This window comes from Paenibacillus sp. AR247, from assembly GCF_002968895.1.
GTDB lineage: Bacteria > Bacillota > Bacilli > Paenibacillales > Paenibacillaceae > Paenibacillus_AQ > Paenibacillus_AQ favisporus.
Genome location: NZ_PCZT01000001.1, coordinates 21,189 through 34,103 on the forward strand (window position 1 = coordinate 21,189; position 12,915 = coordinate 34,103).

Consider the following 12,915-nt stretch of genomic DNA (forward strand, 5'->3'; position numbering starts at 1 on the left):
TATGTCCACCCTCTCTCATCTTTTTATGTGACTTATCAAAGCCACTATTATCTATATATCGGCGGTTTCACATGAAAACGCGCTTGTAGTCCTACTTCGAAGGTACGGTTCCAGGGCATGAAGCAATCCGTGATCTCCACCACCCCTTGATCGCTGTTAATGCGCTGATCCAGCATTTCTCCAAGGCGTTCCTTGACCAGCCTGGACACTTCACCGCGCTGGCCGTCCAGTTCGAACACGCTAAGCCCCAGCTGCTCAACCAGACCGGCGTTCAGCTCCATCCGGACACCCGCGCAATAGCAGACATCCTCGGCATACCGCAGCGCCAGAAAGTCAAGATGCTCCTGCGTCCTGCCATAATGCAGGTACAGCATGGATTGTGAAATAACCGTTCCCAGCGAATTGGAGCTCGTATTCCATCCGGCATAACCCGCCAGGTTAAACAGCATTCCTTTTTGCCGCAGCAGCTTCACCAGCTTCAAATCGCCGCCGTTCGCATAGCCGACGTCCGCGACAGCCGCCGGCTTGCCCTGAACCCGCATCACGTAATCCCCGTACTCCACCAGCTCGATAATGTTCCGGTTGATGTCGTAACCGAAGAACGGGTGCTCCTGGGACACGGCTTCGACCATCGTTTCTCCCGGCGTATTCACGAGCAGCAACAAGTCCGACTCATTGCAGCCGGACCCGATTAAGCCGCCCGCCGCCATGATTTGATACTTCAGCGTCTCATAGAAGTACCGGTCCTCGTACAGCGGTGTGACAAAGCTGCCCTGAATCGCCGCAAGGCGCGGATAAATGAGCGGCGTGCTCCCCTTGATTTCGTTGACCATGCGAGCCAACAGCGTGCATCCGACCTCATCGGCGCCGGGATACATGTATGCCCGCAGCTCCACATCGAGCTCGGAGATCAGCGCTCTGACCTTCGGCCGATCGCCTCGATGTTCACCGCCCTGCGGTCCAGGTAATCCCACAGCACATCAGTGGGCAGCCGGGTATCGATCTCGGCCAGTTCCATGCTTTCTTCCGCCGTGGCCAGCCCCAGCTCCTGCCGGTGACTGATAAAGCCCTTGCGGAAGATTTCCCGGCCCCAGTCGCCGTAGTAATCCGGCTCCTCATCGGCGATCGAATACTGCGGACAGCGCATGATCAGCTGAAAGGCAAAGAGCCGCAAGTTCGGATTCCGTGCCTTCAGCCGCCGCAGCCGGTCCACCCGGTTCGCAAGCTCCACCGGCTTTAGGTAATGCAGGCGCGACGGGATGATACCTCCGTAAAGTAGCGTGTCTATGGCGATGATGGCCCCGTCGGCGTCAGCGGCCTCCTGCTCCAGCCAGGCCCACAACCTTTCGGTATCGCCTGGGTGCTTTTTGAGACCCATCATGTCCATCGGCGGCCGGACCATCTCAAACTCGGTTCCCTGCGCCAGCATATACGGGAATTCATAGTTGCAGGGACGTTCGTCTAGAGGGACGAGCACCAGTTTGTGACTTTTCTCCATGTCTGCAAGCTTCCTTTCCTAGCGTAAATTAGCCCATCTTACCCTTTGATCGCACCGGCCATGCCTTCCATGTAGTAACGCTGGGTAAAAAGGAACACGATAATAATCGGCAGCACCGAGATCATCGTTCCCGCTGCGATCCATCCAAAATTGTAGGAGAATTGGCCGTTCAGGAACGTCAGCGCCGCAGCGAGCGGATACTTCTGCGGATCGTCCAGTACAACGATCGGCCATAGGAAGTTGTTCCAGAACGCCATCATTTCCAGCAGCGAAATGACCGCAATCGCCGGCTTCACCAAGGGCAGGATCAGCTGCAGCCAGATCCGGAACTCGGAGGCACCGTCCATTTTTCCCGAATCCCGCACGTCCGAAGGAATCCCGAGAAACGTCTGGCGCATCAAAAAGATGTTGAATACCGACACCGCCGAAGGCAGTACGACGCCCAGAAAAGACCCGGTTAAATGCAGGGACTGAATCGTCAGGTAATGCACGATCATCGCCGTCGAAGACGGGATAATCATCGTGGCCACCAGTAGGGTAAATACGAGATCCCTGCCTTTGAAGCGAAAGGTCGCCAGCGGATACGCCGTCAGGCTGGAGAGAACGACGTTGGTCACAACCCCGAGCACCGTGATCACGACCGTATTATAGATATACTTCGGAAAGTTCATGAACTGCCAAACCTTCACGTAATTGTCGAAGTCAATGAACGTCGGCAGGATGGCCGGCGGGTTGGCGAACACGTTTTTGCCCGGCATCAAAGACACGCTGAGCAGCCAGAGAAACGGTCCCATCATAAACAGAGCCAGCGCGACCAGCAAAATATAGACGATCGTCAGCCGGATTCCTGTTTTCACTTGCTTCATCCCACGATTCGCTATCATCAGTATGGATTGACACCGCCTTTCCGGTTAAATCGGAACACAAGCACGCTGAATACGGCGATAATGACGCTGACGATGAGCCCCAGCGCCGAGGCGTACCCGAAGTTGAACTGTTCCAGACCTTTTTGGAAAATATAGACGCTCGATGTCAGCGTTGACGTACCCGGTCCGCCTTTGGTCAAAATATAGACCTCGTCAAAGACGCGGATCGCCCCCATGAGGGAGATCAGGGTACAGAATAAAATGTGGGGTCTCAGCAGCGGAATCGTGATGTTCAGGATCACGCGCAGCCTGCTTGCTCCATCCACCCGCGCCGCTTCGTACAGATCCGAAGGAATGCCCTGGAGTCCGGCCAGGTACAGCATCATGTAATAGCCCAGGCCCTTCCACATCGTAATGAACATAAGCACGAACAGTGCTGTATTGCTGGTGGCGAGCCAGGATACCTGGTCGCTGATGATTCCTACTTTAATCAAAAGAAAATTGACGACCCCGTTGTTGCTCAGGAGCCAGCTCCAGATCAGCGCCACGGCCACCATGGAGGTCACGACCGGAATATAATAAGCGGTTCGGAAGAACTTCACGCCCGGAATTTTGCCGTTGACCAGAATCGCCATCAGAATGGACAATATCTGGATGATCGGAACGACGATCACGTACAGCAGCGAATTCCACAGCGAAATGAGGAAATTGTGGTCTTTAAACGCGTTCACAAAGTTATCGACACCGACATAATGCGTTTCGGAAATAACCGAGTAGTCCGTGAAGGACAGCGGGATACCGTAAATAATAGGCCAAAATACGAATACAGCGACAACCAGAAGTCCCGGGGCCATAAAAGCCCATGCCGTGAATGACTCCGACCGCATCCATTTGTACACTCTGTGATCACCACCTAACTAGAATGTACGGGGGAACCCAGTCCCCCGCACGCCTTCCGTCAAAGGGTCCCTTACTTCTTAAGCACCCCGTTGACTTCCTGTTCCATTGCATCCACCGTCGCTTTGACATCAGCCCCGTTCAGGAAAATTTTCTGCAGGCCACGGGCGATGGCGGAGTTGATATCCCCTGCGTTCGGCACACCGACCATGTAGTCGACCGCCTTATCCAAGCTGTTGGCCGAAGCGATCTTGGCTTCCGCCTCCAGCGACTTGTCGGTTTCCGTAAAGAACGGATCCTTGATCGATTCCTTGGTGGACGGCAGCGTGTTGGCCGCTTTGGAGAACGACGTCTGATTTTCGGCATTCGTTACGAAGACCGCAAACTCGACCGCTTCCTTCTGATGCTTCGACTTGGCCGGAACGACCAGGTTCATGGAGTTGGACAAGCGGACGTCGGCTTTTCCGGTCGGCAGCGGTACGGCAATCGTGTTCTTATACACGTCCGGAGCCGAAGTCTTCAGGAAGTTGATAAAGGTCGGACCGGCCAGCTCAAAGGCCACCTGCTCCCCGGAGTAATATTGGATCTGCTTCGTGAACGGAACGTCTTCTTTCATGATGACGCCGTCGGCGATGTTTTTCTGAATCGTTTCGATCATGCTGGTCATCTCAGGTGTGTTAAAGGCTGCGGCAGTTTTATCATCATTCAGAATCGGAATGCCGTTTACCGGAAGCAGCTTCGAGGCGAACTGCTGCGAATATCCGAGCTTACCGGTTTTCGCCTTCACTTGGCGCGCCCAATCGGCCAGCTCCTCCATCGTTTTCGGCGGATTCGCCGGATCCAGGCCGGCTTCCTTCACGATTTTCGTGTTCATAAAGAGCACCTCGGTGCCTGTATACCAAGGAAGGGCATAAGCCTTGCCGTCGATGACAGTTGAGTTGAAGATGCCGTCGAAATAAGCTCCCTTCTCTTCATCCGTCAGGAATCCGTTCAAATCGAGCACAGCTCCTTTGGAGCCCATCTGGCTGGCAAATTCGGTGTTCAGGTTCACGACGTCCGGGCTGTTGCCGCTGGCGATGCTGGTCAGCAGCTTGTTTGTCACCGCGTCATAAGGATAGTCTTTCCAATCGATCGTGACGCCCGGATGACTGCTCTGGTAATCGGCAATGAGCTTATTGAAGTAGTCCGTGAATGTAGGCTGCAGCGCGATGGTCCAAAACTCCAGCTTGACCGGATCGCTGCTCTTGGTCTCGGTGGACGGCTGCGGTTCGGAAGATTGCGATGGTGGAGCATCCGCCTTATTCCCTCCTCCACAAGCGCTGAGTACGACCGACAACAGCATGACAGACAGCAAAGTCAGAACAAATCCTCTACTTCTACCTCTTCCCTGTTTCCTCATTAGCAATGGCCTCCCCTTTGATCATAAAAGATGATTCCAAGCATGTGTTTCCTGCTTTAGGCAGATTATAGCAAACCGCATAAAATAAAAAAGATATTTTTCATATTTATTAAAAAAGTGGAGTTATTTTCCCAAACGAATCAATCAAGCTACGTTCCTAATGCAGCCACATTTCAACAAAAGCTCAATATATTGCAGCGGCAAACTCTGCCGCTCCACAGCGAACCTGCGCCAAGCCTGATGAGACGAAATCAGCGTTGCTCCCTCATGTGCGCATAATTCTCCCGCTCCTATTGTAAGTAGACGCAACTATATACTGAGTGCACAGGGGCGTCGGCAATCCAATCACAACAACAAAAAAAAGAGCCGCCTGAAAGTCGCTTCGACTTCAAACAGCTCTTCGTTTATTTCCCGGGAAACGAACTCCCGGTTTTTAATCTTCGTAGGACATGAGGGAGAATACTTCCACGCCAGGCAGCTTGTCGCGTCCCTTCAAAGCTTCAAGCTCAATCATGAACGCCGCCCCAACCACGTTGCCGCCCAGTTGGTTAACCAGATTTACGGATGAGGAGATAGTTCCGCCCGTGGCAAGCAGATCGTCAGCGATCAGAACGTTTTGGCCTTTCTTGATCGCGTCGGTGTGCATGGCCAGCTTATCCTTGCCATATTCGAGATCATAACCGACTTCAATCGTTTCGTAAGGCAGCTTGCCGCTCTTGCGGATCGGCGCGAAGTCCGACGCCCAGCGCGTATGCAAGCGGCGCCCCGACGACGAAGCCCCGGGCTTCCGGACCGGCAATGACATCGATCTGCAGATGAGACACCATGGCCTTGATGTCATCGATGGCCTTTTTGTACATTTCCCCGTTTTGAAGCAGGGTCGTAATATCTTTAAAACTGATTCCAGCCATCGGGAAATCTGGAATCACCCGGATATAATCTTTGTAATTCAACATAATCTCTCCTTCTAGAGTTTTACGAAGTAAAACGGACTCCGTAAGCGTTACTTGAGGTCACGAAATGATACGGAACCTCGTAAGCATTCATTTCGACCGATTGTCCCGGTCACGAAGCTCCCTGCATGCGGGAAATGAACCAGCTCGTGACCTGCGACGTGCTGGCATACAGCAGATGCTGTTCCATTTCCGCCAAGTTCCCTAGCGCAAGGAAATGGCGGGATGAAGCCAAATCACGCTTGGGCGGTTTAGGAATAAAACGGATAAGGCCTTCCTGCCTGTCTATAAAAGAAAGCTCCTCGAACACATCCATCATCTTCGTCACCATGCGGATGCTGCACGATGCCTGCTGACTGAGCCTCGATAAGGCGGTTTCTTCTTGAACGGGCTCGGCTGCGATTCTTGACAACAATATATAGAGCTGCTTGAACTGATCCCTGTCCGGCACAGCGAGTCTCTCCCTCTTATGTACCTGATGAAGCAGAAATACGTTGGACAGTTTCGGAAAAGAAAACAGAACCGCATCCAGCTGCTCCGGCGTCTCCGGCGCGTTCAGCATGAACAGCGTCGTCACGTCGTCCTGGCCGGACCGCTCCTCGTTCGGATGATACGCCAAAATTCCAGCATTCTTATCATATACCCAAAGGGTAGATTCATTCAAACGGATTTTTGCCGGATCCAGAATCTCCCGTTCCAGCACCGCCGCCACCTGCGTCGGTCCCAGTCTGAAGTGCGATCCGATCAGCTGGCTGACCCGGTCGATCTCCTGCCAAGGATCCTTGGATCCGCGCAGGTCGAACACCTGCGGCTGAGTAAGCTTCAGATCCTGCAGCATCAGCTGCGGTCTGCGCGAACCGTTCCATTCATTGACGCTCATTTCCCCGAGCAGATCGAGCTCCGCTCCTTCCGTCAACACTTCGGCCAGCTCGCCTTTGCCGAATGCGACCACTTCAAGGCGGACGCCGTCCTGCTGAACGACCAGCTTGAGGTGCTTGCTGTCACGTCCCATCTTCCGCGTCTCGAGCAGCCTGCAGTTTCGGAAAATAAACTTGGGCACAGGATTGGCCATACCGAAGGGCGACAGCATTTCCATCTCATCGATGACCGACAAGGGAACGTCCGACAACCGCCACTCTCCGTCTGATGCCGCGACGGGAATAAAATCGGATTCGGTCAGAACCCTGGCGGCATACTCGTTCAGCGCCTGCTCGAAGGCGTCCAGCTGACCCCTGTGCAGGCTCATGCCCGCAGCGGACGGATGGCCGCCATAATGGTCCATCAGCGATTTGCAGGAGGTCAGCGCCTCATAGATGTCGAGCCCCGGAATGGAGCGGGCTGACCCTTTGCACATGCCGGTATCCGGATCTATACCCAATATGATGACCGGGCGGTAATACCGTTCCAAAATTTTGGAAGCGACAATGCCGACGACGCCCACATTCCAGCCCTCTCCTGCCAGCACGATCACGTCGGGCACCCGACTTCCATCGGTCTTGGCTATTAGCTGGCTGGTTGCCTCCTGGACGATATCGTCGACCACCTGCTGCCGCTCCTTATTCAGTTCATCCAGCCAATGGGACAATCTTAATGCCTCATCCTCGTCTTCCGTCGTCAGCAAGGCTACGGCCGATCCAGCATGATCCAGCCTGCCGCTGGCATTAATGCGCGGGGCCATGCCGAAGGCGACATTGATTGATGTAACATTCCGCATCGTAATGCCCCCAACTTCCATGAGGGCGCGAATCCCCGGAAACGCAGAGCTGCGCATCTGCTCTAAGCCGCGGCTGACCAGGATGCGGTTCTCGCCGCTCAGCGGCATTAAGTCCGCAATGGTACCGATGGCCACAATTTCCGTCCATTCCACCGGCGGCTGGCCGAGCATCGCCTGGGTCAGCTTGTAAGCCACCCCGACCCCGGCCAGGCCTTTAAACGGGTACGGGCAGTTCGGCTGCTTCGGATTGATCAGCGCATAGGCGTCGGGCAGCACTTCCGGAGGCTCGTGGTGGTCGGTGACGATCACATCCATTCCGAGCGAGTTGGCATACGCAATCTGCTCGACGGCGCTGATGCCGGTATCAACTGTGATGATCAGGCTGACCCCCTGCTGATGCGCCCACTCCAGCGCATGGTTGTGCAGTCCGTACCCCTCATTGGAGCGGTGCGGAATATAGATGTCGTAGGACGCTCCAAGATAGCGCATAAAATGAATCATGAGCGAAGTACTGGACACGCCATCAGCGTCGTAGTCCCCGTAGATTAATATATGTTCGCCGGTCTCGACCGCTTTTTGAATCCGTGGAACAGCCTCCTTCATGCCGAGCAGCAGGAACGGATCATGCAATGCGTCCAGGCTTCCGTTTAAAAACATGGCGGCTTCCTCTGCACTGTTAATTCCTCTGGCCGCCAACAGCGAACCTACCAGAGGAGAAACCGACAGCTCATGTGCCAGCCGTCCCGCCTTCTCCGGATCCGTTTCGGAAGTCCGCCATTCATATTTTGAATCAAACAATCGTCTTCACCTTTCTTTCCCCGCCCCGTCTTCTGTTCGTATAAGTCATGAGCAAGCTATTGGAGCAGTGTCGGCTGCTCATTATCCGTCAGATGATGGTTCGACTTGTACGGATAACCGGGATCATAAGGGACGACCTGGATATTTACGATGCTGACATGCAAAAAACGGTGCATCAAAAGCTTCTTGACCCGGTCGGCGATCTCGGCGCCTTCCTGGACGGTAATCCGCGGATTGACGCTGATCTTCAAATCGATCGTAATGTAATGTCCCTGCTCCGATGCTTTCAGGTCATCCACCGTAATGACGCCGTGAACCCGCTGCACCGTATCGATAAAATTAATCGCGTCCTCCTGCTCGGTCTCCTGCACCAGCTGTCCGTACACGGAGCTGACGATGAGCCTGTAGCCTCTGCGCAGCAGCAGCGCCGCGACGATCAGAGCCGAGATGGAATCCATATACTGCAGCATGGACCACTGAAAGGCGCTGCCGGTCATCGTCAGAATGACACCGATCAATACCGTGATGGACGAATACAAGCTGAAGCGGTGGTTGTCGGCGTACACCGTATGCATGCCGTCACCCTGCTTCTTGGATTGGCGGTACTGGAACTGAAAGAGCGCTTCTTTGACCGCAAGCGAGACGAGTATCGCAATCAGCGTAAACTGCCCGGGTGTCTGCACACGGCCAGAAGCCAGGTCCCGGACCGCCGCTACGGCAATTTGCAATCCGCCCATCAGCACAAGAACCGAAAACAAAATCGCCAGAATCGGCTCTGTTCTTCCGGCCCGCAGATCACCCTGCTGCGCACTCCGAAGCTTTGACGACGTCCGCCATGGAATGCGCCGGGCCAGTGCGCCGGCTGCGTCCGATGCGGAATACAGCGCATCTCCCAGCAGTGCCTTGCTCCCTGTAAAATATCCGACCACGCCTTTGAACAAGGCAAGTAACAGTTCACCGGCAATTCCCGTCCAGACGACGGTACCCGATGGATTTGAACGCTCTATACTCATGAAAGCCTCCCCCCGGCAATCTGAATACCGATTCTGATCTGTTGTTTGAAAAAGATATGACATTCACGACAATAAGTTTAGATAAAGTCAGATAAGTTCCAGCGGAAAAGCCGCGCCCAATCAGACGCGGCTTTCCTTCATAACATTCGCTTCACAAGGTTACGCCTTGGAAGGTTTGGCTGGCTTGGCACTGGTCTTTTGTTTGCTTTTGAATATGAGCCACAGCGGACTGGCGATAAAGATCGAAGAATACGCTCCGAACAACAGCCCGATAACCATCGCCAACGAGAACATCTTGATCGATTCCCCGCCAAACAGGAACAGGAAGAAGGCCGCAATAAACACCGTCAGCGCCGTATACAAGGAGCGCATGAGCATCTGGCTCACGCTCTTGTTCATAATAGCTCTCAAATCGTCTTTGGTCTTCTGCTTGCCGAACCGCAGATTTTCGCGGATCCGGTCGAAAATAACGATCGTATCGTTAATGGAGTAACCGATGATGGTCAATACCGCCACGATAAACGTCAGGCTGACTTCCAATCGGAAGATCGAGAAGACGGCCACGACCATGAAGGCGTCATGCAGCAGCGCCACGATGGCCGCCAGGGCGAACCGCCATTCAAACCGGATACTTACATAGATGATAATCCCGATACAGGAAATCAATACCGAATAGATCGCATTCCGTCCGAGCTCCTTGGCCATTTCCGTATCGACCGTGTTGATTTCGAACGATGCTGTTTTATCCAGCTCTTGGATCGCCGATTTGAGATGTTCACTCTGGTCTTCGTTAAGCTCTTTGGTAAAACGGATGTTGACCCGCTTGTCCCCAGGGGCAACCGTTGCGCCGTCGCTGAGGTGGATCTTATCCAGCAGCGGCTCAATTTCAGCCTTCGTCACGTTCTTCGACAGCTTGACGTCCACATTGGAGCCTGCTTGGAAATCAACGCCGTAGTTTAATCCAAAAGCGGAAAGGGTAATGATTCCCGCAATCGTCAGGACGATGGAGAAGATGAACGCGTACTTGCTCATCTTCATAAAATCGTAATCTTTTTTAAAGTGCACGAATATCACTCTCCTTTACCCCGAACTGCTTCGGCTTCTTCAGCACGCCGGCTTTAACCAAAAGGCTGAGCAGGTAATGGGTGAAGTACACATTCGTGAGAATACTGAGTACGATTTCCACGATCAGTACCAGCGCAAAGCCTTTGACGGCGCCTGTACCGAAGGCAAACATAACCGCTCCAACGATAATGGTCGTAATGTTGGAATCGAGAATCGTACGGAAGGACGACTTGTTCCCTGCTTTGACCGCAGACATGACGCTCTTGCCGTTCCGCATTTCCTCCCTGATCCGTTCATTCGTAATGATGTTGGCGTCAACCGCCATCCCGATACCGAGAATAAACGCCGCGATCCCCGGCAGGGTCAGCGTAAAGTCGGCCCAGACGAAGACGAGAATGAGCAGCCAGGTGTGGGCAATCAGTCCAAAGCTGGCGATGATACCCGGCAGGCGGTACATACCGATCATGAAGATCAGAATCAGGATGGAAGCGATGATGCCCGCTTCGATCGTTTTATGCAAAGACTGCATGCCCAGCGTTGCGCCCACGCTCTGAGAGTACTTCTCCGTCAGCTTCAAAGGCAGCGCCCCGAGGTTGATCGTATCGCGGATCTGGTTCGCTTCGTCAATCGTATAATTGCCCGTAATCGATGCTTTGCCGTCCGTCAGCTCCTGCTGTACGGTCGGAGCGGATAAAAGGGTATCATCCAGGAAAATGGCAAGCTCTTTGCCAAGCAAACGTTTGGTCACGTCGGCAAATTTCTTTTTATCTTTGACTTTGATATCGATTTGCGGCTGGTTCAGCTGGTTATAACCCACCTGTGCACCGTTTTCCACGAAATCGCTTCCGACGAGTTCGATTTTACAATAGAGATCCTTCGGATCTACCGTGCCGTCTTTCCCCGCTTCAGGAGTCTTACATCCATCCGCACTGCGGAAGGTCAGCGACGCCGGCTCCTTCATTTTCTTACGGACATCGGCTTCGTTCGTCACGCCTGCGATTTTCAGACGGATCCGGTTCGTGCCCTCGGTGGTCACTTCAGGCTCGCTCGTTCCGAGCGCGTTGGCGCGTTTCTCCAAGCTTTCCGCCGTCCGTATGAGTGACTCTCTCGTAATCTTCTGCCCCTGCTCCAGCGGCTGGGCCTCATACAGAATCTCAAAGCCCCCTTTAAGATCGAGACCGAGTCGTACGTTGTCGAGCAGCGCAGGGCTTGTCCCAGCCATGACCGCAATCGATACGAGCACGACGATGATGAAAGTGACAATTCTTTTCATGCCGTTCCTAGTTCCCCTTTCGTTCTCAATATTCCTATTATAGCCATGCGCCAAAAGGCAGTCAATTTATCAATATTTGTCGTTTTCCGATTTTACCGTATCCCTCATCCCATTTAACACAAGCAGAAAAAAAGATCCCTTTCAATCGAAAGTGGATCCTTTATATGCGGATATGGTCATAAAATTCATAAACGTCATCACTTTCAAAGAGAGTATATCGTTGACCAGCATGTAGAGCGGAGGAATCCCTTCCTTCTCGTATTTGACGCTGACGCAGTTCCAAATATCCTTGCTGGTTACATGCTCGTAGCCGACGAGTCTGAATTCCTCCGCCTTGCTGCGGCAGAGCGATTCAATCGCTTCCTCCAGCTGCCTGTCGTTCATTTCCTCAGAGCTCACTCTACGGCCTCCTCTCGACTGCCTCTTTCCACGCACGATCTGTTCTGGTTTGTCCTGTTGTCCTATAGTCCATTGTAGCACTGATTTGTTCTGTATTCGACCCCATCGCCTTCGATTCCTTCTTTTGTTCAAATGTTACCGGAAAGGATGAATGAGTTGGGACAGGTTCAGCATATCCATTAAACAAGGTCTGACATTACCAAAAGTGGCAGCACAGCTTCGACACGGGAAGAGGGAGTGGACAATTGAACAAGCATCCTAAACATCCAGGCGTCAAAAAGCAAACCTTTATCCAAGGCACGATGATTTTGCTTGCCGCCGGCATCGTGAACCGCATTCTCGGGTTTATACCGCGCATCGCCCTGCCCCGGATCATCGGCGCCGAAGGGGTAGGGATTTATCAGCTGGGTTATCCTTTTTTCCTGGTGATTATGACGCTGATCACTGGGGGTGTCCCGCTGGCGATCGCCAAGCTGGTGTCGGAAGCGGAAACCGAAGGCAAACCGCAAAATTCAAAGTATGTCCTGCGGGTCAGCCTCGCGTTGACGGTGGGTCTCAGCGTGCTGTTTATGGCTTTATGCCTGTGGCTGGCCCCTTGGATCACGACAACGATTATAACGGATTCCCGCGTGTACTACACCTTTGTCAGCATGACGCCCATGCTCGTTATCGTGGCCATCTCGTCCGTCTACCGCGGCTATTTCCAGGGAAGGCAGAACATGATTCCGTCCGCGACCTCTTCGATTATCGAGACCGTTTTTTCGGATCGTGTGCACGCTGTGGTTCGCCTACCTGCTGTTGCCAAAAGGAATAGCTTATGCGGCTGCCGGAGCCATGCTTGGCGTGATGGCCGGAGAATTTTTCGGGCTGCTCGCCCTGCTGTGGCAGTACCACAGGGACGAGAACTGGCTGTCATCCAGGCAAGCCCGGAGAGAGAAAGCAAAGCAGCACAAAAAAGCCGGCCTTGAAGACAGTTCCGGCAGCCAGGTCAGCCGCGGATTGTTCCACGCCTGCTTGGCATCACCGTACCGGTCACCGCC

Annotated in this window: 8 protein-coding genes and 3 pseudogenes; 1 reads left to right on the forward strand and 10 read right to left on the reverse strand. The window is 53.5% G+C overall.

Features of this window, described 5'->3' with window-relative positions; all coding sequences use genetic code 11:
- Positions 1-47: 47 nt before the first annotated feature.
- The 10 genes and pseudogenes from CPT76_RS00110 to CPT76_RS00155 all read right to left on the reverse strand — a co-directional run bounded on the left by CPT76_RS00110 (position 48) and on the right by CPT76_RS00155 (position 11,860).
- Positions 48-1,498: pseudogene (locus tag CPT76_RS00110) on the reverse strand (DUF4127 family protein).
- Positions 1,499-1,536: 38 nt separating this feature from the next.
- Positions 1,537-2,295, reverse strand: a complete 759-nt coding sequence (locus CPT76_RS00115) for a carbohydrate ABC transporter permease (RefSeq protein WP_374954578.1) — start codon at positions 2,293-2,295, stop codon at positions 1,537-1,539.
- Between the two features lie 86 nt (positions 2,296-2,381).
- Positions 2,382-3,263 carry a carbohydrate ABC transporter permease gene (locus CPT76_RS00120; protein WP_105441537.1) on the reverse strand — a complete coding sequence of 294 codons (882 nt, stop codon included), beginning with the start codon at positions 3,261-3,263 and terminating at the stop codon, positions 2,382-2,384.
- 71 nt (positions 3,264-3,334) lie between these two features.
- A complete protein-coding gene (locus CPT76_RS00125) occupies positions 3,335-4,660 on the reverse strand; it encodes an ABC transporter substrate-binding protein (RefSeq protein ID WP_076176989.1) in 1,326 nt (441 codons plus the stop codon).
- A 433-nt stretch (positions 4,661-5,093) separates the two neighbouring features.
- A pseudogene (locus tag CPT76_RS00130) lies at positions 5,094-5,613 on the reverse strand (adenine phosphoribosyltransferase).
- A gap of 112 nt (positions 5,614-5,725) precedes the next feature.
- The gene (gene recJ / locus CPT76_RS00135; protein ID WP_105441538.1) at positions 5,726-8,125 is read right to left on the reverse strand and encodes a single-stranded-DNA-specific exonuclease RecJ; all 2,400 of its coding nucleotides are present in this window, start codon (positions 8,123-8,125) and stop codon (positions 5,726-5,728) included.
- 56 nt (positions 8,126-8,181) lie between these two features.
- The gene (locus tag CPT76_RS00140) at positions 8,182-9,138 is read right to left on the reverse strand and encodes a cation diffusion facilitator family transporter (protein ID WP_105441539.1); all 957 of its coding nucleotides are present in this window, start codon (positions 9,136-9,138) and stop codon (positions 8,182-8,184) included.
- 159 nt (positions 9,139-9,297) lie between these two features.
- Positions 9,298-10,203 (reverse strand): protein translocase subunit SecF, encoded by a 906-nt coding sequence (gene secF / locus CPT76_RS00145; RefSeq protein ID WP_105441540.1) that lies wholly within the window; start codon positions 10,201-10,203, stop codon positions 9,298-9,300.
- Positions 10,193-11,476, reverse strand: a complete 1,284-nt coding sequence (gene secD / locus CPT76_RS00150; RefSeq protein WP_105441541.1) for a protein translocase subunit SecD — start codon at positions 11,474-11,476, stop codon at positions 10,193-10,195. The genes secF and secD overlap by 11 nt, the downstream gene beginning before the upstream one ends.
- Before the next feature lie 141 nt (positions 11,477-11,617).
- The gene (locus CPT76_RS00155) at positions 11,618-11,860 is read right to left on the reverse strand and encodes a post-transcriptional regulator (protein WP_076177013.1); all 243 of its coding nucleotides are present in this window, start codon (positions 11,858-11,860) and stop codon (positions 11,618-11,620) included.
- A gap of 317 nt (positions 11,861-12,177) precedes the next feature.
- Here CPT76_RS00155 and CPT76_RS00160 point away from each other — a divergent pair.
- Positions 12,178-12,770: pseudogene (locus CPT76_RS00160) on the forward strand (oligosaccharide flippase family protein); the annotation flags it as partial.
- Positions 12,771-12,915 lie beyond the last annotated feature (145 nt).

What these genes read in the sequence shown, in the direction of transcription:
- CPT76_RS00115 (WP_374954578.1), bottom strand. Translation starts at nt 2,295, where the DNA reads ATGATGGGACCGTTTCTCTGGCTGCTCAGCGTGTCTTTGATGCCGGGC.
- CPT76_RS00125 (WP_076176989.1), bottom strand. Translation starts at nt 4,660, where the DNA reads ATGAGGAAACAGGGAAGAGGTAGAAGTAGAGGATTTGTTCTGACTTTG.
- CPT76_RS00140 (WP_105441539.1), bottom strand. Translation starts at nt 9,138, where the DNA reads ATGAGTATAGAGCGTTCAAATCCATCGGGTACCGTCGTCTGGACGGGA.
- secD (WP_105441541.1), bottom strand. Translation starts at nt 11,476, where the DNA reads ATGAAAAGAATTGTCACTTTCATCATCGTCGTGCTCGTATCGATTGCG.
- CPT76_RS00155 (WP_076177013.1), bottom strand. Translation starts at nt 11,860, where the DNA reads ATGAACGACAGGCAGCTGGAGGAAGCGATTGAATCGCTCTGCCGCAGC.